A 20,297-nucleotide genomic window follows, 5' to 3' on the forward strand; every position below is an offset into this window, starting at 1 on the left:
CGCTCACCATGGCGGACGCACGCCGATCCGCTCGGTGTCGAGAGCGGCGCGAACCGCACGGGCCATCGCCACGGCCTCGGGGGTGTCGCCGTGCAGGCAGAGCGAGGCCGCCGCAACCACGACGAGCGTGCCGTCGATCGCCTCGACAACGCCGTCGCGCACGAGACGCACCGCGCGCTCGGCGACGGTGGCCGGGTCGTGGAGCAGGTCCCCCGGCATCCCCCTCGGCACCAGGGTGCCGTCGGACATGTACCCGCGGTCGAGGAACGCCTCACGAACGAAGGGCAGGCCGGCGGCCGCGGATGCATCGGCCAGCGCATCGCCGAGCGCGAGCACCGGCACGGCTCGCCCAACGGAATCGGAGAGATCGAGAACCGCGCGCACGAGCGCCCGCGCCTGATCGGGATCCGCTCCCGCCGCGTGGTACAGCGCGCCGTGCGGCTTGACGTAGCGGATGTCTGCCCCGGCCCCGACCAAGGCTCCGAGCTGTGCCGACACCACCGCGGTCAGGTCAGCGGGCGCGAGGCGCATCGCGGCGCGGCCGAACCCGGCGCGATCCGGGAACGACGGGTGCGCGCCGACCGCCACGCCGTGTCGCGCGGCCCGTTCGACCGCGAGGCGCATGGACGAGGCATCCCCCGCGTGTCCACCCGTCGCGACGCTCGCGCTCGAGATGACGGCAAACATCGCCTCGTCATCCGCCGTGGCCACGCCGTCGACGCTCTCGCCGAGGTCGGCGTTGAGGTCCACGGATGCAGCGTCCGCGGTCGAGGTGTGCACGGCACCACCATAACCAGCGCGTCGCGATTCGTCGGATGCACAAACGGGCACCTTCGCGCCTGGAACGGGCACCCTCGCGTGCCCGAACGGGCACCCTCGCGCCAGAAGGGGCACCCTCGGGCTATAGCGTGGGCGAGTGAGCAGAAAGCGTGACGGCGACGACGAGGCATCCGCTCCCTCGACCCGCCTGTCGGACGGCTCGATCGCTCGCGTCGTGCCCTCGCCGTACACGACAGGGTGGGAATTGGATGTCGCGGGCACCCCGCAATCCCATGTCGATCTCGACGACCCGACACACCTGCACTTCGAATACATCGCCCGCATGGGCGCCGTCATCGACAGGCTGAAGCTCCCGGGGCAACCCCTCACGGCCGTGCACCTCGGCGCCGGGGCGCTGACCCTGCCCCGCTACATCGCGTGGACGAGGCCCGGGTCCCGCCAGCAGGTCGTCGACATCGAGCCGACCCTCGTCGACCTCGTCCGTGCCGAACTGCCGTTCCCGAGCGGGGGGCCGAGCGGCGCATCCATCCGTGTCCGAATCGGCGACGCGCGCGCGGTGCTCGGGCGCCTGCCCGCGGGACTCGTCGGCACCGTGGACCTGCTCATCTCGGACGTCTTCGCGGGGGCGCAGACCCCCGCCCACCTGACCTCGGTCGAGTTCTACCGCGCGGCCGCGGCCGTACTCGCTCCCGACGGCGTGCTGCTGGTCAACATCGCCGACGGACCCGGCCTGCGCTACGCCCGCCGCCAAGTCGCGACGGTGCGCGAGGTGCTGCCCAACGTCATCGTGCTCGCCGAGGTGCAGGTCTTGAAAGGTCGGCGCTTCGGCAACCTGGTGATCGCCGCATCCGCCGCCAAACTTCCGACGGCCTGGCTGCCGCGCCTGATGGCCGCCGGCCCGCACCCCGCCAAGGTCGCCGAGGGTGCGGAGCTGGATGCGTTCGTCGCGGGCGTCACTGTCACGACGGATGCCGACGCCACCGATTCTCCGGCCCCGTCGTCGTCGCTGTTCGACCGCTGAGAAAACAACACGAAGCGAGCAGCGGCGCGCCCGGCGCGGCTCGGCCGGTTGTGCGCCCCCGCGTTGCACACTGGAGGAGCGAAACACGCGGTGAGGAGGTCACGGTGAGCTATATCCACGGGTACGACCCCGAAACACTGCGCGAGATCGTAGACATGAACGAGTGCCGCGAGCGCTTGCTGGAACTCGGCGACCAGCGGAGCCTTCCCGCCCTGCTCGAGCGCGTCTGGCTGCTGAAGGTGCTCGACCGTCTCGAAGAGGCGAACGTCATCTCGGACGAGTCCGTGCGCGTGGCCCGCATGGCCGGAACGCGCAAGGATCTGCTGCGCGCCCGCATCCTGCACGCCACCGTCCAGCAGTGGCGCGGAGCGTACGCCGCTGCCGAGCACGAACTGTCGACGTGCGCGGGCGAGGCAGAAGGCCAGGGTTGGTCTGCCATCGCGGCGTTCTCGTACCAGCACCGCGGCAAGGTCCACTACGACGCGGGCGACTACGAGTCCGCGCGTCGCGACTTCAAGCGTGCCCTCTTCCTCCGTCAGGAGTCCGGCGCCCCGGATGAGCAGCTCGAGGCGACGCTGCTCGCCGTCGACGCCGCGGACCGCCGTCGCGCACGCTCGTCCGTCGCGAGCTGACGACACCTCTCACGAGCGCCCCGCAAACCTCCGCGGCCGATGTCGTAGGGACGGTTTAGGTTTTTCGACATGTCCGATCTGCAACGCGTGCGCACCTGGGCCGACGCCCTCATCTCGCTCCACCTGGATGCTTCGTGGTCGTTCGGATTCGACAACGCCAAGCGCCGCGCAGGGCTCTGCGACTACACGCGCAAGCGGATCAGCGTTTCGCGCTACCTGTCCGCACGCTATGACGACGACACGAACCACCAGACCCTGCTGCACGAGGTCGCACACGCGATCGCGGGTCCGGCCGCCGGCCACGGGCCACGGTGGAAGCAGGTCGCCCGGAACCTCGGCTACGTGGGCGGCACAACGCACGCCGGCGAGACCGCGATCGAACTCGCCCCGTGGGTCGGCGTGTGTCCCGCGGGGCACCTCGCGCACCGGCACCGACGCCCGACCCGACCCGCCTCGTGTGTGAAGTGCGCGCCGCGATTCGATGAACGCTTCCTGTTCCGGTGGGAGAAGCGCGAGATCTCACGCGCCGAGCGCCTCGCGGCGATGCAGGAACGCTGAGGCTGGACCTCAGCCGCTCAGGCGTACACGCGCAGGTCGCTCGGGATCATCCGGAAGCTGATCTCGTACCGGCCGTCGGCGTCCTCGTCGAGGCGTGTCTCGAGCTCGCCGTCGTGCACGAAAACCGGGATCGAACCATCCACGGGCAAGACCGCCAGCGTGAGCTCCGGCACCAGCCGACGCTCGATGTCCGACGAGCGCGGCATCAGGTGCAGCGCCCGCGCGACAGCGGCGGTCCGTCGGCCGAATGCGAGCGAGGCGACCGCGCGGTACCGCGGCCCACGGGCGTGCAACACGCGGACATCGAGTACGTCGTCGTCGACACTCCAGCGGCGCATCGTCGCGACCCGCTGCGGGTCGTTGCGGCCGACGCTCGCGAAAACCGACCAGACGCGCATGCTCTCGCCGTCGAGCTCGATCTCGATCGGTTCGGCCTCACGCAGCACACCCCAGGCCGCGACGACGCCGCCGAGCCACTTACCCAGCCGGTCCCGGTAACCCTCGCGCCGCGCGACGAAGTCCGGATAGATGCCCAGCGAACCGGCGTTGAGAACCGTCACGGGCGGTTCGCCCGTCGACAGCTCCGCGACGGCGACGCGCATCCCGCGACCGTCGCGGAGAGCCTCGATGCCGTGTTCCACCGTGTCAGCACCGATGGCGCGGGCGAAATGGTTGAAGGTCCCGCCCGGCAGCACCAGCAGAGGAAGACCGGCCTCGCGCGCGACCGCGGCGAGTGCGGAGACCGTCCCATCCCCGCCACAGACTCCGAGAACCCGCGGAGGGGATGCGCTCGCCAGGGCGCGAGCGACGACGGCGGACGGCGGATCCTCGGGGTCGAGCTCGCTCAGCCGTGCGCTCGGTAGCTCTTTCTCGATCTCGCTGCGGGGGTCGGTGCGGATGACCTCCACGCCCGACGAGGGGTTCACGAAGATGAGCACTCCCTCACCGTCTGGCGACGACGGGAGGTCGATGCGCTCGCCCCGCTCCGGCGCCGGCCCCTCGGGCGAGGGGCGCGCCGGCACGAGGGCGCGTCCGAGGAGCGCCACTCCCGCACCGATCGCGAAGCCCCCGACGACATCCGAGAGCCAATGGGCGCCCACGTGCATGCGGGAATACCCGACCGCGGCAGCGAGGGGCGCCACCACGGCCCCGGCGAGCGGTGCCTCGACCGCGACTCCGGTGGCGAATGCCGCCGCGCTCGCGGAATGACCCGAGGGGAAAGACGCCGACGTCGGGTAGGCGCCGAGACGTCGGCCGACGGGAATGTCCTTCAAGAGGGGCCGCGAGCCGCCGAACAGCTTCTTGCCGATGAGGTTGGCGATGATGCTCGCCACCGTCAGTGAGGCGACACCCCGAAGCGCGGCCCGCGAGCGTCCGGAGACGACGAGCACGCCCGCGAGGACGAACCAGAGCCGTCCGTGGTCGGCTGCGCGCGAGAGGCGGCGGTACCCGCTGTCGAGTGCGCGCCGATCGTGCCGGGCATTCACGCGACGGTTGGCAGACCGATCTGCCCGGCGCACCCACCGCGGCATCACGGTCGTCCGGCGGTGGGCGATGAACGGATGCCTCAGGGTGCCGAAACGCATCCCCCGAGGCTACGCTCCGGGCCCGCAGGGCGGGAGTCCTCGGGGCGGCAGTCCCCGGTCCGACGTAAATCTGACAGGAATATCGGACCGCGAGGGGCCTGGAATCGCCTCACCAGTCACATCAGACCGCACCGTTCCTTTCAGATTCACGCAAATACGGCCGAGGCCGCCCCGACAGCACCGCCTAGCCACCAGCCCCGGTGCGACACTGGGGAGATGCGCATCCTGCTCAAGCTCGTGATCGACTGCGACGCGGATGCCGCGTGGCGGGCCCTGAACTCCCCCCGAGCCGTGGCCGAGCTATACGGATCGCTCGTCCGCCTCGAATCCGCCGAGCCGGGCGGCCTGCCGACGCGCTGGGAGCTGGGCACCGACGCGGTGGTGGACATGTCCATAGGCGGCATCCTCCCGATAGGCCGACAGCTCATCCATGCGAGCGACCGGATCACGCAGGACTCGCGGGGCCAGGTGCGCATCTTCCGGGACAGCGGCATCCCGCTCACCGGACCGCTCGCCTCGCTGGATGTCTGGGACCACCAGCTCGCGGTCTCACCGGCACCAGGCGACCCCGCGCGAACCTTCTGGCGTGAGCGCCTCACGATCGGCGGCCGCAGCGCCCCCCTGCTGTGGCCCGGGCTCTGGGCGGCGTGGCAGTGGCGTGCCCTGCGGATCCGGGCTCTCGCGCCGACGTGGGCGCATGATCTCGACGCGACGGACGCGGCTGCGCCTTCCGTCTGACTCCCAGCGAAGCCCTCTGCCGGAGGACGCTTACTCGACGAGCGCCTCGACGGGCGCGACCCGGGTGGCAAGTCGGGTCGGCACAACCGCGGCGACGAGTGTCAGGATGGCCGTCGCCACGACGACGACCGCGAGCGGCACGAGCGGCAGCTCCGGCAGCACGAAGGTGCCCGCGGTCCCGCCCGGCACGACCGGCACGGACCCGAGCAGCGACTGCGCACCCGCCCAGCCGTAGGCGACGCCCAGCACGAGCCCGAGCGCGAGGGCAGCGACGGTCACGTGGGTGGCCTCGAGCAGGATCATCCGCCGCACCTGCCCGTTCGAGAGGCCGAGGGCGCGTAGCAGTCCGAGCTCGCGGCGCCGCTGCACGACGCCGATCGTGAGCAGGTTCACGAGTCCCACGGCGGCGATGACCGCGGACACGCCGACGAGCGCCATCATGACGATCGAGAAGGTGTCGAGCAGCGTTGCCATGAACTCGGGTAGCTCGCCGCCCGCGGTGGTCGTGAGCACCGCCTTCGTCGACGCGATCGCGACCGCGAACATCGTGACGAGCGTTACCCCCATGACCACGCCGATCGCCATGCGTGACGAGCGTTCCGGATGCCTCATCCCGTTCTCTGCGGCGAGCCGCGCGGTCGCGGATGAGCCGAAGACCCGCCCGACGAGCCGGAGGACCGGAGGCATGACGAGAGCGGCCCCGAGCGCGAGGCCGGTGAACGAGAGCAGCCCGCCGACGAAGGCGATGACGACGCCGAGGGGCGTGACGAGCCCGGCCGCGATCCCGAGCGCGAGCAGCGCACCGCCCACGGCGAAGAGGGAGATCGCGGCGATGTTTCGTCCCGGGCGACGTGCCAAGTCTTCGTGCGCGCGTTCCGCCGAGCCCCCGAGGGCTTCGAGCGGGGTGACCGACAGCACACGCCGCGATCCCGACCAGGCTGCCGCCCACGTCGTGAGCGCGACGATCGCGGCGGGCAAAAGGAGGGATGGCTGCACCAGCGCGAAAGGAACCGTCGGGGCATCCAGCAGCGCATCGCCGATGGCCACCCCTGCGGCCGCAACGCCCGTGCCGACGAGCAGCCCCAGGAACGCGCCGATCCCGCCCACGACGAGACCTTGTCGCGCTACCTGCGTGCGCTGCGACCGTCCCGAGGCGCCGATCAGCCGCATGAGCGCGATGTTTCGCACACGACCGGCGACGATCGTCGCGAAGGTGTTGGCGGTCACGATCGCGGCGACGTAGACGGCGACACCGACGAGGAGAACCGTCAGGATGCCCACGACGATGGCGAGTGTCTCGCTGCCCCCGATGAAGGGGTCGGCGAACAGGAAAGCGCTGATGTATCCGGTCGCCGCGATCAGCACCACCCCGAACGCGCTGGACAGACCGGCGACGAGGATGCTCGCGCCCATCCCGCGTTCGCGGAGCCAGGCGAGGCGGGTCACGCGGGCACCCCCTGAGGCTTCGACGAGCCCTGTGCCTCCGCGGCGCCCTGCTCCTCGGCGCGCTGCTCCTCATCACGCTCGGTCGCGAGCATGTACGCCGAGATCTGCTCGGCGCTCTGTCGCGATCGGTCGGCGACGATGCGTCCGTCGCCGAGGAACAGCACGCGGTCGGCGTGGCTCGCCGCGACCGGGTCGTGTGTGACCATCGCGATGCTCTGGCCGTGCTCGCGGGCGGCCTCGGCGAGCAGTGTCAGCACCTCGCGCCCCGAGCGCGAATCGAGGTTGCCGGTCGGCTCGTCCGCGAACACGAGGTCGGGCGCCGTGGCCAGCGCACGGGCGATCGCGACGCGCTGCTGCTGTCCGCCGCTCAGCTGATGCGGACGGTGCCGCAGGCGAGCCCCGAGCCCGAGGGTCTCGACCAGTCCGTCGACGCGGGCGCGTTCGAGGGCGCTCGGCCGGCGCCCGTCCAGATCGAAGGGCAACATGATGTTGCCGATCGCGTCGAGGGTCGGCACGAGGTTGAATGCCTGGAACACGAAACCGACGCGGCGTCGACGCAGGATCGTCAGGTCGAGGTCGGTGGCGCCCGTGATCTCGGAGTCGCCGATCCACGCACGTCCCGAGGTCGGGGCGTCGAGCCCCGCCATGACGTGCATGAGCGTGGACTTGCCCGAGCCGGACGGACCCATGATCGCGGTGAACTCCCCGCGTCGGATGCCGACGGTGACATCGTCGAGCGCCCGCACCATCCCCTCGCCGGAACCGTAGGACTTGGACAGGTTGTGCACGCGGGCGGCGAGCCCGAGTTCGGTTGTGGAAATCTGCATGTCTTCGACGTTATGGATGGCACCCGGGCGGCCGCGTCCTCCGGAGGTAGCCGCCGCATCCGTCTGAAGGATGACGTTCGTGTCGTCCCCGATACCGGGGCGGGATTGCCTCAGGCGAGCCCGTGCTCGAACGCGAAGACCACGAGCTGCACACGGTCGCGCAGCCCGAGCTTCGCGAGGATGCGGCTGATGTGCGTCTTGACCGTGGCCTCGGACAGAAACTCCCGCCCCGCGATCTCGGCGTTACTGAGACCACGCGCCGCGAGCGCGAAGATCTCGCGCTCACGCTCGGTCAGGTCGCCGTAGGCGGGCGGGGCGGGGCGGGGCGCCTGCGCGAAGTGGGCGAAAAGCTCGCGAGTGGCGGTTGCGGCGATCACGGCCGACCCCGCGTGCACGGTGCGGATCGTGGCGAGCAAGAACTCGGGGTCGGCGTCCTTGAGCAGAAACCCGCTGGCCCCGCCCCGGATGGCTCGAGCGGCCGCCTCGTCGAGGTCGAAGGTCGTGAGCATGACGACGCGGGGTGGTCCGCTGGTGTAGGCGGGTTCTGCGTCAGCGGGGTCCGCCAGGATCTCGGCCGTCGCGCCGATGCCGTCGAGCACGGGCATCCGAATGTCCATCAGCACGACGTCGGGGCGGGTTTCGCGGACGACCCGAACAGCCTCGCGACCATCGGATGCCTCGGCGACGACCTCGAGGTCGGGCTGCGAGTCCACCAGCATCCGGATACCCGCGCGGAAAAGGACCTGATCGTCGACCAGCGCAACACGAATCACGCGAGCTCTCCCGCCAGCGCCGCGGCGAGCGGAAGGGATGCGGCAACGACGAACTCGCCGGACGCGGCACCGGCCGTGAGTGTGCCCCCGGCGAGGTGAGCGCGCTCACGCATCCCGATCAGGCCGTGACCGGAGCCGGAGGCATCCTCACCTGGCACATATTGCGGGTTGGGGCGCGCATCAGCCGCCATTTGTGCCAGGCGAATGGGGTTGCGGACCGCGAGATCGACGCGCTCCGCCCGCCAGGCAAGCGAAACGGACACCGCGCCGCCATCGCCGTGCCGAAGGGCATTGGTGAGTGCCTCCTGCAGGATCCGATACACCGCGAGCTGCGCGGCGGCCGGCGGCTCGGTGCGGGGCACGGGGTCCACGTCGACGCGCAGGGCAACACCGGCCGCGCGCACCTGGGCATACAGCGCCTCGAGGTCCGCAAGGGTCGGCTGCGGGCCCTCCGCCTGGCTGTGTCGCAGCCGCGTCAGCAGCAGGCGCACATCGGCGAGGGCCGCCCGCGCGGTCGTCGAGATCGTGCCGAGAGCGGATGTCGCGGCCTCCGGATCCGTCGCCGCCGCGTATCGCGCGCCATCGGCCTGAGCGATGACGACCGCGAGCGAGTGGGCGACGACGTCGTGCATGTCGCGCGCGATCGTGGTGCGCTGCTGCTCCGCGAACGCCTCATCCTGCGCGCGCATCTGCGCCTCGCGATTGGCCCGTGCACGCAGGGCGGTGCGCACGAGTGCACCGACCGTCCACGCGAGCAGCAACGCGAATGTCGCGGCGACCCACGCGGCCAAACCCGCCACGAAGTACTGACCGAACACGTCCGTGAGGTTCCATCCGCCGCGGACGAGCGGCGGAACGATCAGGTAGATCGAGATCAGCGCAGCGCCCACTAATCCGGATGCGAAACCCAGCCACATCACCAGGCGCGAGCCGTAGGCGGCGGTCGCGTAGAGGACGCCGAAGATCACGACATCCACGAACAGCGGCGGCAGCCCGAGCGCCATCTGGAGCAGCGCCGCGACCCACACGGCCACGAGCGCCAGTCCTGGCGACGCACGCCGCAGCGAGAGCGCCGCGACGAGGACGAAAGCGATGCACAGGACAGGCAACAGCCCGGTCGACGAGCCACCGATCAGCATCAGTCCGGACACGAGGTCAAGAACCAGCGCGACGAGGACCACCACGATCGCGACGGACACGTCGACGGCGAGTTGGTACGGCTTGAGGGGGCGGAACACGCTTTTCACGCTACGGGAGCGCGCGAGCCGCGGCATCCGTCTGAGGATGTATCTCGCGCGTGCAGTTTCCGCGGCGGCCTACCCGGGCAGGATCGGCCGGTTCTCGTAGAACGTCTGCAGAACGACCGTCGTGCGCGTACTCACGGACGCGACGCCCCGGATGCGCCGGATCAGCGTCTCGAGTGCGCGCGGTGACGCGACCCGAACGAAGAGCATGTACGCCGCGTTGCCCGCTATGGAGTGACACGACTCGATCTCGGTGATGTGTTCGAGCAGCTCGGGGGCATCGTCGGGCTGCGCGGGATCGAGCGGGGTGATCTCGATGAACGCGGCCAGGGGCTTGCCGACGGCCTCGACGTCCACGATGGCGCGATACCCGGCGATGACACCCCGGGTCTCGAGTCGCCGCATCCGCGCCTGCACGGCCGAAACCGACAGTCCGACGGCAACCGCGAGCTGCGCGAGGGTGGCGCGGGCGTCTCGCGAGATCTCGCGCACGATCGACAGATCGACCGGGTCGTCCAGAGCCGTTGGGTGACGCGGCGCATCCTGATCTTCCATGCAGTGAGCATATCAACCGGAATTTTTCCTGTCGGCAAGCAGTGTGGCCACACACGTTCCTACAATTCTCGAAATGATGCCAGCGCGGAGCGCAGCACGGAACGGAGACGGACATGACGATCGACACGACCCTGGACAGCGACACCGCTGCGGGCTCTGTGGGCGACGTTGAGACGAGCCTCGCCTGGATCTCGCTCCGCGACGCCGCGATCGACCTGCAGGCGCTGCAGGCGCAGGATGGCTCGGTCCCCGATCCCGCGCATCACGCCGAGGCTGCGGGGCTCATCGGCACGATCGTGCGCGGGATCCGCGAGCTCGCCCCGCTCTTCCCCCACGATGCGGCGTACCTCGAGGCATCCGTCATCGACTTCGAACGCTGGGCGAACGGCGGCTTCGGGGTTCCCGACTTCCTCGACTCGCTCGTCGCGTTCCAGCCGCAGCAAAATCGAGTCGATGGGATGCGGCACCTCGTCGTCTTTCCGATGTACACGCAGAACGGGTCGAGCAACCGGTTCGTCGAGGCCGTGATCGTCGAGGCGATCTGGCCCGAGTTCATCGCCGAGCTCGAGGCGAGCGACTACACGAACCGATTGTTCGTCTCGCTGCGCCTGATCGATTTCACGCCCGGGTACGACACCAACTCGGCCGTACTCTTTCCCGAAACGGTCGCCGTGCGTGAGATCCCGACCTTCACGTGGGGCGCGATCTTCCAGGACCGCGAGGCCGCCCGGTACCGCCGCGTCGTCCGTGCCGCCGCCGAGATCACGCGCCTCGACCTGCCCGAAGCGGCCGCACGTCTGCTCGACGACCAGGCCCTCGCCGAGCGGACCTTTGTGATGTGGGACCTGATCCACGACCGCACCCACATGCGCGGCGACCTGCCGTTCGACCCGTTCATGATCAAGCAACGGATGCCGTATTTCCTCTACTCGCTCGAAGAGTTGCGGTGCGACCTGACCGCGTTCCGGGAATGCGTCGCGATCGAGAAGCGCCTGACCGAGGCGGGCTCGAACGACGCCGAGACGCTCGATCACGCGCGTCTCGTGCAGTACGCGGTGATCTTCGACCGCATCTTCCGCTTCGCGATCACGGGGTCGCGGGTGCGCAACTACGACGGGCTCGGCGGCCAGCTGCTGTTCGCCTGGCTGCACCAGCGCGGGGTGCTGCACTGGACCGACACCTCGCTGAGCTTCGATTGGGACGGCGTTCCCGCGGCCGTTGTTGCCCTCGGAGACGCGATCGACGAGCTCTACTGGCGCTCGATCGATCGCCCGAAGACCGCCCACTGGCTGGCGGCATACGAGCTGATCCGCGGCGTGCTGGAACCCCACCCGGGCTCGACCTGGGCCGCGGGGCTGCCGCGCGACATCCTGATCGGTGCGCCGAAGGGCTTCACGGATGCGGTCATGGACGACGAGTTCCCCCTGTCGATGTTCTACGAAGCCCTCGACCGCAAGATGGCACCGGTTATCGCGTCCACGACCGGCATCCGCGGCGATGCCTGAGCGCGGCCTGGCGCCCGCATCCCCCGATCTAGGCTGAGAGCGTGACCCGACTCCACGACGCCGCCGTGCGCGGCTTCGCCTCTGACAACTACTCCGGCATCCATCCCGAAGTGCTCGCGGCGATCGCGACCGCGAACGAGGGGCACGAGGTCGCATACGGCGAAGATGCGTACACCGCACGCCTGAACGATGTCATGGTCGACCAGTTCGGCGCGGGCGCAGAGGCGTTCCCCGTCTTCAACGGCACGGGAGCGAACGTCGTCGGGCTGCAGTCGATGCTGCCGCGGTGGGGCGCGGTTGTTGCAGCTGCGAGCGCACACATCAACGTCGACGAGGGTGGGGCGCCCGAGCGGGTCGCCGGAATCAAGCTGCTGACCGTGCCGACCGAGGACGGAAAGCTCACGCCCGAACTCGTGGATCGCGAGGCCTGGGGCTGGGGCGACGAGCACCGCGCCCAGCCGCTCGTCGTCTCGATCACGCAGTCGACCGAGCTCGGCACCGTGTACACACCGGATGAGGTCCGCGCGCTCGCCGACCATGCGCACGGCCTCGGCATGCGTCTGCACATGGACGGTGCCCGCCTGTCGAATGCCGCCGCGTCACTCGATCTGCCGCTGCGTGCCTTCACGCGCGACGCGGGCGTCGACGTGCTGAGCCTCGGCGGCACGAAGAACGGGGCGATGCTCGCGGAGGCGATCGTCGTGCTCGATCCCGAGGCATCCGAGGGGCTGAAATTCTTGCGCAAGCTCAACATGCAGCTCGCGTCGAAGATGCGCTTCGTGTCGGCCCAGCTCATCGCCCTGTACGAGGGCGATCTGTGGCTGCGGAACGCCGCGCACGCCAACGCGATGGCGGCGCGACTGCGCGCGGGCATCGAGGCGGGCATCGCGGATGGTTCGATCCGGGGTGTGGCGTTCAGCCAGCCGACGCAGGCAAACGGCATCTTCGCGACGCTGCCCGCCGGGGTCTCCGACCAGCTACGTGAGCGGGTGCGCTTCTACGATTGGGACGCTTCGCTCAGCGAGGTGCGCTGGGTGTGCTCATTCGACACGCACGAGGACGACATCGACGCTTTCGTTGCCGACATTGCGCGGGTCACGAGCGCGGTCTAGGGCGTCTAAACAACCGAAACACCTATTTCGCGACGAGACATCACTCCTCGGGGGGTGTTTCGTCGCGCGAGGGGTGTTTCACGGGCGAAGCGGTCGGGGTCGAGGCATCCTGACCCTCTTCGGCCGATTCGTCGGCCTTGTCCTCATCCTCGTCGTCCAGCGGCACCTCGCCGCGGATGAGCTCCTTCACCCCGGCCATGAAGCTCGACATCTCGTGCTGCTGCCAGCGGAGCTGGCGCGTACGGTCCTCGGCGTCGCGCATGACCCCGGTCGAGTGGGTCGTGACCAGATCGATGATGCGCTGCGCCTTGTCGCGCGCCCGATCGAGCTGTTCGTTCGCGCGCACATTGGCGTCGGCCTCGATCTGCGCGGCCTGGGCGCGCGCGAGGCGCTCGTAGTCCTCCGCCTTGGCCGAGATGCGCTTCGCGTGCTCCAGCGATGCGGCGACCTGCTCGTTCGCGTCCTGCGTGATGCGCTCGGCATGGGCGACGGCCTGGTTGTGCAGTACGAGGAACTCCTGCTGCGCGTCATCCTGGCGCCGCGTCAGCGATTCCTCGAACTCGAGCACGCGTGCCCGCATCTCGCGGACGGCGGCCTCGGCATCCGCGCGGTCCTGAGCCGTCTCGCGCGAGACGAGCGCCCGCAACGCGGCGGCACCCTTCTCCGCCTCGGTGCGGATCGCGGCGGCCTCCTGCTCGGCCTGCGAAACCTTCTCGGCGGCGTGTGCACGCTCGCGCTCGAGCATCGCCTCGTGCGCGGTCAGCTCGGTCTCGATGCGCAGGCGCGCCTGCTGGGCGTCGCTCTCCGCCTGCGAACGGATCGCCTCGGCATCCGCCTCCGCTTCACGCCTGCGCGTCCGAATCTCTTCGCGCGCCGACTCGAGCAGGCGCTCGGTCTGCACGGTCGCGTTCTTGATGAGCACGCTCGCCTGCCCCTCGGCGACGCGCAGGATCTCTTCGAACTGCTGACGACCCTCGGATGCTTCGGATGTCGCACCGACGAGCTCTTCGGTCAGCGCCTGCACCTGCTGCTCGACATCCGCGGCCCTCGTCTGTGCCTCGCGCAGGTCGGCCTCAAGCTTCTCGATCGACTGCCGGGCCTGCGTCAGCTCACGGCTGCGGGTCGTCGCGGCCTTCTCTCCGCGCCGGATGCGCGCCTCGAGCGCCGAGACGCGATCACCGCGTTCCTGCAGACGGGACGACAGGGTCGCCACCGCCGCATCGACCTCGTGCTTCTCGTAACCCCGGAAAGCCGTCGTGAACGAGAGGGAATCGCCCGCGTCGCCCGCTCCGCCGATCAGCTCGTCAAAGGCCGACGCCGCCGCATCCGGCTGCTCGTTGCCCGTGTTCTGCGTGGTCATGTCGCGTCCCCGTCTCTCTGCTCCGCGACGGTCTGTTCTCCAGACAATCCGGAGGCAACGTCGCCGATCTTCCCGCCACGCACGCGCGTTCCCGTCCGCGCGAGGACGCGGCCCACGCCGCGCCGCGCCGGGTTGCGCGGGAGAGGTGCGGGGTACGTCGTCGCCCGCGGACGGATCACGACGATCGGGTGTTGCGTAGCGGGTGCCGCCCGATCACGACGAACAATACCGCTACGAGCTATCGCGCAGGCGACGTCATTCACAGCCTTGTTCTGAGGCCGCCCCTGCCGCGTGTCAGCGCCCGGAAGTAGGCCCGGCCGGACGGCCCGTCACGAGCGACGCGAGTGTCGGTCGCCAATGGCGTGAGACATACTCGACCGCTTCGTCCACACCCAGCGCGCGGGTGGAGTTGCCGACGCGCACCCACAGGTCGGTGGAGGGTCCCCCGTCGCGTGGCGCGGTCAAGAAGACCGGCTTCGGCGACGGCGGGCAGTTGAGGGCGCACACCGTGCCCGCATCCGCGAGCGCCGCGAACTGGATGTGCGGCAGCGCAGCGGCGTTGCGCCCCACGAGAGTCGAGAGCAGGTCGCGCAGCCAGAGCTCGAACCGGTCGTGGTCGGGTGTGCGAAGGGTCGAAAGGTCCCGTTCCAGGCCCCGCACGACACCGTCATCGCTCGCACCGATCACGAGAACCCCGCCATTGCTGTTCAAGAAGGCGGCGACGGTCTTCGCGATCGCGAGCTCCATCCGCGGGTCCTTCTTGTGCTCGCGGACGTTCCATCGTGCGGTCTCTTTGAACTCCACGTGGTCGGATTCGCCCGCAACGAGCAGAGCCGCCACATCGACGTCGCCGTAGTTCGGGCGGATGAACGCGGCAACCGACGCCGCGACGAACGTGAGCCCGATGCTCGACCCGAAGGCGAGCAGGAGGGTCGTCGGCATCCACAGGTACTGACCGTAGAAGAGCAGACCCGCCAGGAGGAGCCCGACGCTGATGCCGAGCAGCGAAATCACGGCCATCGTCGTCAGGCCCAGGCGCAGTCGACGACCGAACAGCCGACGAACGACCCACGCGACCGCGTAGGCGAAAGCGAGCGCGATGGGCAGGGCGATCGCGAACTCGACGAGGAGGGGACTTGCAGGCATCCGCTGTGCGCCCGACTCAGCGCAGGGCGCCGACGCTCGCCAGCGCCAGGCGGACGAGCGTGCCGCGACCGCCTTCCATCTCGGCGGCGAGCGCGTCGGACGCGGCCTCTTCTGGCGACATCCACGTGACCTCGAGCGCATCCTGGCGGGGCTCGCACGTCCCGGTCACGGGCACGACGAAGGCGAGCGACACCGCGTGCTGACGATCATCGTGGAACGCGGTGACACCGGGTATCGGCAGGTACTCGGCGACCGTGAAGGGCGTCACCTGAGGAGGCAGCAGGGGGAAGGCCATCGGGCCGAGGTCGTTCTCGAGGTGGCGGAAAAGCGCGTCCCGCACCGTCTCGCCATGCCGTACACGGCCACTGACGAGCGAACGGGTGATCTCGCCGACCGGTGTGGCGCGCAGCAGGATGCCAACCTCGGTCACGGAGCCCACGCCATCCGTCCGCACGGGCACGGCCTCGACATAGAGCATCGGCAGCCGGCGCCGTGCCTCGGCGAGCTCGACCTCGCTCAGCCAGCCGGGATTCGCCGCGCTTCCCGTCGTCGGCGATCCGAACGAACCGTCGTCGCGCGGATCGCTCGAGCGTCCGAACGACGCTCCCATGCCGCTCAGCCGATCGGGCCCCTCGGGGCCGTCGTCTTCGGAGGGATCGGGGTCAGGTGTGCGCACCGGCATGTCTCTTGTATACCTCAGCCGTCCGCGCGACCCCGTACATGCGAGAGGAACGGTGGGACGGATGTGTCGGATGTGACACCTGCGGCGCCCCTTCAGTCCCGTGGGTCACTACGTTCCTCCGAGATGTCCGCTCTCGTGGTGTCGGCGGGGTTTGCGAGGATGGGGGCATGTCGCCCGAGTCGCCGTCGCCCGAGCCGTCCACCACGCCTCCGCTCGATCCGCCGCACCTCGATGCCGATGCGGCGCTCTGGTCGGATGCTCCGGCCGGGCGTCCGCTGCTGGTGCTGCTGCACGGCTACGGCTCGGATGAACGCGACCTGTTCGGTCTGGTGCCGCATCTGCCGCCCGCCTTCGTCTTCGCGGCACCCCGCGCTCCCCTGACCCCGCCGTGGCCGGCTCCCGGGTACTCGTGGTACCCCCTCGACGGCCTGAACGGCCGAGACTCCGCGACCGTCACGCGGGCGGCCGAGCGACTCTGCGCCTGGCTCGACGAGCACGCGGCCGGGGCGAGATCGATCGGCCTTCTCGGGTTCTCCCAGGGCGCGGCCATAGCCCTGCAGGCGCTGCGACTGCAGCCGGAACGGTTCGCCTTCGCGGTCACCCTCAGCGGCTACGCCAGCAGCGGAGCGCTTCCCGGCGACGAGGTACTCGCCGCCACCAAGCCCCCGGTGTTCTGGGGCCGCGGAACACATGACGACGTCATCCCCGAACCGCTCATCGCGCAGACGACCGCCTGGCTACCCGAGCACAGCACGCTCAGCGGATCGGTCTACCCCGGCCTGACGCACAGCGTCTCGCAGACCGAGCTGGACGACGTGACGGCCTTTCTCGAGGCGCGCCTGAAGCAGCTCTCGACCTGACCCTCCCCCGCGGCCAGCGCAAGACCCGAGCCGATGTCGGTGCGGGGGACGAAGATGGACAGATGGCCGATGTCTGGGCGAAATTCGGTCCTGCCACGCAGGACTGGTTTCGTGGCGCCTTCCTCGAGCCCACTCCCGCGCAGGTCGGCGCGTGGGATGCGATCTCTGCCGGGCGGCACGCGCTCGTCGTCGCGCCGACCGGCTCGGGCAAGACCCTGTCCGCCTTCCTCTGGGCGATCGACCGGGTCTTCCGCGAGAAGCCACTCGAGGCGGAGCCCCGCGCGGGCGGGCGGAGAAAACGGGCGGATGCCCCGCAGCCGACCACGGGCATCCTCTACATCTCTCCGCTGAAGGCGCTGGGCGTCGACGTGGAGCGCAACCTGCGTTCGCCGCTCGTGGGCATCGCCCAGTCGGCACGTCGGCTGGGCATCGCTCTGCCCGACGTCACGGTCGGCGTGCGCTCGGGCGATACGCCGTCGAACGAGCGGCGACGACTGGTGCAGGATCCGCCCGACATCCTGATCACCACCCCCGAATCGCTCTACCTGATGCTCACGAGCCAGGCGGGCGAGACGCTGCGGGGCGTGCACACTGTCATCGTCGACGAGGTTCACGCCGTCGCGGCCACCAAACGCGGAGCGCACCTGGCGGTCAGCCTCGAGCGACTCGACGCCATGCTCGAGCATCCGGCGCAGCGCATCGGGCTGTCGGCGACCGTCCGCCCGATCGACGAGGTCGCTCGGTTCCTCGGCGGCGCGGCGCCCGTCGACATCGTGGCGCCCCCCGCATCGAAGACCTTCGATCTGCGCGTGACCGTGCCGATCGACGACATGCTCAATCCCCCACCCCCGCCCGGTTCGGGCGCGCCGGGCTCGGGTGGGAGTGGGTCGGGCGGTCCGGATGGCGGAACGGATGGTTCGGGTTCCGCCAACGCCCGGGATCCGGACAGCCGTGGCACCGACGACACCGGCAACGGCGGCGATGCCGGCGACGGCGACGGCGACGGACCGGACTGGTACAACGCCGACAGCCGCCTGCGCCCCGAAGCGACCGAGATGACGGGGTCGGTCTGGCCGCACGTCGAAGAGGCGATCGTCGACCGCATCCTCGAGAACCGCTCGACCATCGTCTTCTCGAACTCCCGCCGACTGGCCGAGCGCCTGACCGGTCGGCTCAACGAGATCTACGCCGAGAGGCTCGGGCTCGAACTCCCCGACCCCGCCGTGCCCGCAGCCGTGATGGCTCAGGCGGGCTCGACCGCCGGCGCCGATCCGGTGCTCGCCCGCGCGCACCACGGTTCGGTGTCGAAGGAGCAGCGCGCTCAGGTCGAAGAAGAGCTGAAGGCCGGTCGTCTGCGGTGCGTCGTCGCGACCAGCAGCCTCGAGCTCGGTATCGACATGGGCGCGGTCGACCTCGTCATCCAGGTCGAGTCGCCGCCATCGGCCGCGAGCGGGCTGCAGCGGATCGGGCGCGCCGGGCATCAGGTCGGCGAGGTCAGCCGCGCGTTCCTGTTCCCCAAGCACCGCGCCGACGTCCTGCACACGGCGATCGTCACCGAGCGGATGCTGGCCGGACGCATCGAGTCGATCTCGGTGCCGCAGAATCCGCTCGACATCCTGGCGCAGCAAACCGTCGCGGCGTGCGCGCTCGGGGCGATCAACGTCGAGGACTGGTACGAGTCGGTGCGCAAGAGCGCCCCGTTCCGCACGCTGCCGCGATCGGCCTACGAGGCCACACTCGACCTGTTAGCCGGCCGCTACCCCTCGGACGAGTTCGCCGAACTCCGGCCTCGCGTGGTTTGGGACCGCGACGCCGGCACACTGACGGGGCGCCCCGGCGCTCAGCGCCTCGCGGTGACGAGCGGCGGGACGATCCCGGACCGCGGTCTGTTCGGCGTCTTCGTCGCGGGTGAATCACGGGGCGGTCGCGTCGGCGAGCTCGACGAAGAGATGGTCTACGAGTCGCGCGTCAACGACGTCTTCACCCTTGGCACGACGAGCTGGCGGATCGTCGAGATCACTCACGATCGGGTCAATGTCGTGCCGGCCTTCGGGCAGCCGGGCAAGCTGCCGTTCTGGCATGGTGATGGGCTGGGACGCCCCGCCGAACTCGGCGAGGCGCTCGGAAAGTTCTCAAAAGACCTGTCCGAGGCGACACCCGACGCGGCCCGCGAGCGGCTCCGCGACGGGGGTCTCGACGAGCGCGCGAGCGACAACCTGCTGGCCTACCTCGCGGAGCAGCGCGAGGCGACCGGCACGCTCCCGACCGACACAACCTTCACGGTCGAGCGCGGGCGCGACGAGGTGGGCGACTGGCGCATCATCCTGCATTCCCCGTACGGCATGAGTGTTCACGCGCCCTGGGCACTCGCCGTCAACGCGCGCATCCGCGAACGCCTCGGCGTCGAGGGATCCGCCGTCGCGAGCGACGACGGCATCATCGCGCGGGTTCCGGATGCCGCGGCCGAGCCGCCGGGTGCGGAGCTCTTCGTCTTCGAGGCCGACGAACTCGAACAGATCGTCACGGACGAGGTCGGCGGTTCTGCCCTCTTCGCCTCACGATTCCGTGAGTGCGCGGCCCGCGCGTTGCTGATGCCGCGCGTCAACCCGAACAAGCGCAGCCCTCTCTGGCAGCAGCGCCAGCGATCGGCGCAGCTGCTCGAGGTCGCGCGGCGGCACCCGACGTTCCCGATCATCCTCGAGACGCTGAGAGAGGTCCTGCAGGACGTCTACGACCTGCCCGCGCTCCTTAGGCTCGCGCGTGGGATCGCCGAGCGCCGCATCCGCCTGATCGAGACGACGACGACCCAGCCCTCGCCGTTCGCACGCGACCTGCTGTTCGGATATGTCGGAGCGTTCATGTACGAGGGCGACTCGCCTCTCGCCGAACGCCGCGCTGCCGCGCTGTCGGTCGATCCCGCCCTGCTCTCGGAGCTGCTCGGTCGGATCGAGATGCGCGAGCTGCTCGACCCCGACGTCATCGCGCAATTCGAGCGCGAGGCGCAGCGACTCGATCCCACCCGCCGCGTGAACGGCATCGAGGGCGTCGCGGATCTGCTGCGGATGCTCGGGCCCCTGGACGCCGCCGAGGTCGCCGCGCGCCTCATCCCGGCCGATGTCGACGGCTCGGTCGTGCGCGCACTGCGGGCGGATCCCGCCGACCCCGATGCGGATGCACCCGCGGAGGATGCGGCACCGGCGCTGCCCGACGCGACGGCGGCGGAGGCATCCGCTCTCCTGACCGCACTCGTCGACGCCCGGCGCGCGATCCCCATCACGATCGGCGGCACGCACCGCGTCGCCGCGATCGAGGACGCCGGTCGCCTACGCGACGCGCTCGGTGCGGCGTTGCCCGTCGGAATCCCGCTGGCGTTCCTCGAGCCGACCGAGGACCCGCTCGGCGATCTCGTCGCTCGGTACGCACGCACGCACGCCCCGTTCACCGTGGATGCGCTCGCCGAACGGCTCGGGAT

The 20,297-nt window shown here is 70.1% G+C and carries 18 protein-coding genes; 8 read left to right on the top strand and 10 right to left on the bottom strand.

The window, feature by feature from the left end:
* Window positions 1-3 precede the first annotated feature (3 nt).
* Complete coding sequence (locus MIC448_RS13590; protein WP_036300762.1) at window positions 4-780, bottom strand: 5-oxoprolinase subunit PxpA; 777 nt, start codon at window positions 778-780, stop codon at window positions 4-6.
* Window positions 781-916: 136 nt separating this feature from the next.
* Here MIC448_RS13590 and MIC448_RS13595 point away from each other — a divergent pair, with 136 nt between their 5' ends.
* The 3 genes from MIC448_RS13595 (at window position 917) to MIC448_RS13605 (ending at window position 2,991) form a co-directional block, all read left to right on the top strand.
* On the top strand, window positions 917-1,801 hold the full coding sequence (locus tag MIC448_RS13595; RefSeq protein WP_036300764.1) for a spermidine synthase: 885 nt from the start codon (window positions 917-919) through the stop codon (window positions 1,799-1,801).
* Between the two features lie 104 nt (window positions 1,802-1,905).
* A complete protein-coding gene (locus tag MIC448_RS13600; RefSeq protein WP_036300767.1) occupies window positions 1,906-2,433 on the top strand; it encodes a hypothetical protein in 528 nt (175 codons plus the stop codon).
* A gap of 69 nt (window positions 2,434-2,502) precedes the next feature.
* Window positions 2,503-2,991, top strand: a complete 489-nt coding sequence (locus MIC448_RS13605) for a SprT-like domain-containing protein (RefSeq protein ID WP_036300770.1) — start codon at window positions 2,503-2,505, stop codon at window positions 2,989-2,991.
* A gap of 17 nt (window positions 2,992-3,008) precedes the next feature.
* Here MIC448_RS13605 and MIC448_RS13610 read toward each other — a convergent pair whose 3' ends face one another.
* Window positions 3,009-4,577, bottom strand: coding sequence for a bifunctional phosphatase PAP2/diacylglycerol kinase family protein (locus MIC448_RS13610; protein WP_243420038.1), 1,569 nt, complete (start codon window positions 4,575-4,577; stop codon window positions 3,009-3,011).
* 216 nt (window positions 4,578-4,793) lie between these two features.
* On the opposite strand from MIC448_RS13610, the gene MIC448_RS13615 reads away from it, so the two are divergent.
* Entirely contained in the window at window positions 4,794-5,315 is a 522-nt protein-coding gene (locus tag MIC448_RS13615; RefSeq protein ID WP_036300772.1) for a hypothetical protein, read from the top strand.
* Between the two features lie 30 nt (window positions 5,316-5,345).
* On the opposite strand, the gene MIC448_RS13620 is transcribed toward MIC448_RS13615, so the two are convergent.
* From MIC448_RS13620 to MIC448_RS13640, 5 genes are all read right to left on the bottom strand, one after another.
* Window positions 5,346-6,761: an FtsX-like permease family protein gene (locus MIC448_RS13620; RefSeq protein ID WP_051513928.1), complete on the bottom strand. Its 1,416-nt coding sequence runs from the start codon at window positions 6,759-6,761 to the stop codon at window positions 5,346-5,348.
* The gene (locus tag MIC448_RS13625; protein WP_081766425.1) at window positions 6,758-7,588 is read right to left on the bottom strand and encodes an ABC transporter ATP-binding protein; all 831 of its coding nucleotides are present in this window, start codon (window positions 7,586-7,588) and stop codon (window positions 6,758-6,760) included. Before MIC448_RS13625 ends, MIC448_RS13620 begins: the two co-directional genes overlap by 4 nt.
* A 110-nt stretch (window positions 7,589-7,698) precedes the next feature.
* Window positions 7,699-8,361: a response regulator transcription factor gene (locus MIC448_RS13630; RefSeq protein ID WP_036300774.1), complete on the bottom strand. Its 663-nt coding sequence runs from the start codon at window positions 8,359-8,361 to the stop codon at window positions 7,699-7,701.
* Window positions 8,358-9,599: a sensor histidine kinase gene (locus tag MIC448_RS13635; RefSeq protein ID WP_036300776.1), complete on the bottom strand. Its 1,242-nt coding sequence runs from the start codon at window positions 9,597-9,599 to the stop codon at window positions 8,358-8,360. Before MIC448_RS13635 ends, MIC448_RS13630 begins: the two co-directional genes overlap by 4 nt.
* Window positions 9,600-9,677: 78 nt before the next feature.
* The gene (locus tag MIC448_RS13640; RefSeq protein ID WP_036300794.1) at window positions 9,678-10,124 is read right to left on the bottom strand and encodes an Lrp/AsnC family transcriptional regulator; all 447 of its coding nucleotides are present in this window, start codon (window positions 10,122-10,124) and stop codon (window positions 9,678-9,680) included.
* A gap of 149 nt (window positions 10,125-10,273) precedes the next feature.
* On the opposite strand from MIC448_RS13640, the gene MIC448_RS13645 reads away from it, so the two are divergent.
* The gene (locus MIC448_RS13645) at window positions 10,274-11,665 is read left to right on the top strand and encodes a DUF6421 family protein (protein WP_051513931.1); all 1,392 of its coding nucleotides are present in this window, start codon (window positions 10,274-10,276) and stop codon (window positions 11,663-11,665) included.
* Between the two features lie 41 nt (window positions 11,666-11,706).
* On the top strand, window positions 11,707-12,777 hold the full coding sequence (locus MIC448_RS13650) for a low specificity L-threonine aldolase (RefSeq protein ID WP_036300779.1): 1,071 nt from the start codon (window positions 11,707-11,709) through the stop codon (window positions 12,775-12,777).
* 40 nt (window positions 12,778-12,817) lie between these two features.
* Here the strand turns inward: MIC448_RS13650 and MIC448_RS13655 are convergent, their stop codons facing one another.
* From MIC448_RS13655 to MIC448_RS13665, 3 genes are all read right to left on the bottom strand, one after another.
* On the bottom strand, window positions 12,818-14,137 hold the full coding sequence (locus MIC448_RS13655) for a hypothetical protein (RefSeq protein WP_051513933.1): 1,320 nt from the start codon (window positions 14,135-14,137) through the stop codon (window positions 12,818-12,820).
* A gap of 294 nt (window positions 14,138-14,431) precedes the next feature.
* Complete coding sequence (locus tag MIC448_RS13660) at window positions 14,432-15,283, bottom strand: helix-turn-helix domain-containing protein (protein ID WP_036300781.1); 852 nt, start codon at window positions 15,281-15,283, stop codon at window positions 14,432-14,434.
* A 16-nt stretch (window positions 15,284-15,299) separates the two neighbouring features.
* Window positions 15,300-15,965, bottom strand: a complete 666-nt coding sequence (locus tag MIC448_RS13665) for an NUDIX hydrolase family protein (RefSeq protein ID WP_036300783.1) — start codon at window positions 15,963-15,965, stop codon at window positions 15,300-15,302.
* Window positions 15,966-16,132: 167 nt separating this feature from the next.
* Here MIC448_RS13665 and MIC448_RS13670 point away from each other — a divergent pair, with 167 nt between their 5' ends.
* The gene (locus tag MIC448_RS13670) at window positions 16,133-16,825 is read left to right on the top strand and encodes an alpha/beta hydrolase (RefSeq protein WP_051513935.1); all 693 of its coding nucleotides are present in this window, start codon (window positions 16,133-16,135) and stop codon (window positions 16,823-16,825) included.
* Window positions 16,826-16,887: 62 nt separating this feature from the next.
* A partial coding sequence (locus MIC448_RS13675; RefSeq protein ID WP_036300786.1) for a DEAD/DEAH box helicase occupies window positions 16,888-20,297 on the top strand: 3,410 nt, incomplete at its 3' end.

Origin of the sequence: Microbacterium sp. C448 (assembly GCF_000582705.2) — a bacterium.
In the GTDB taxonomy this organism is placed as follows: Bacteria; Actinomycetota; Actinomycetes; order Actinomycetales; family Microbacteriaceae; genus Microbacterium; species Microbacterium lacus_A.

Coding starts and splice junctions, on each gene's coding strand:
- MIC448_RS13605 (WP_036300770.1), top strand. CDS start 2,503: ATGTCCGATCTGCAACGCGTGCGCACCTGGGCCGACGCCCTCATCTCG.
- MIC448_RS13610 (WP_243420038.1), bottom strand. CDS start 4,577: ATGCGTTTCGGCACCCTGAGGCATCCGTTCATCGCCCACCGCCGGACG.
- MIC448_RS13615 (WP_036300772.1), top strand. CDS start 4,794: ATGCGCATCCTGCTCAAGCTCGTGATCGACTGCGACGCGGATGCCGCG.
- MIC448_RS13625 (WP_081766425.1), bottom strand. CDS start 7,588: ATGCAGATTTCCACAACCGAACTCGGGCTCGCCGCCCGCGTGCACAAC.
- MIC448_RS13645 (WP_051513931.1), top strand. CDS start 10,274: ATGACGATCGACACGACCCTGGACAGCGACACCGCTGCGGGCTCTGTG.
- MIC448_RS13655 (WP_051513933.1), bottom strand. CDS start 14,137: ATGACCACGCAGAACACGGGCAACGAGCAGCCGGATGCGGCGGCGTCG.
- MIC448_RS13660 (WP_036300781.1), bottom strand. CDS start 15,283: ATGCCTGCAAGTCCCCTCCTCGTCGAGTTCGCGATCGCCCTGCCCATC.
- MIC448_RS13665 (WP_036300783.1), bottom strand. CDS start 15,965: ATGCCGGTGCGCACACCTGACCCCGATCCCTCCGAAGACGACGGCCCC.
- MIC448_RS13670 (WP_051513935.1), top strand. CDS start 16,133: ATGTCGCCCGAGTCGCCGTCGCCCGAGCCGTCCACCACGCCTCCGCTC.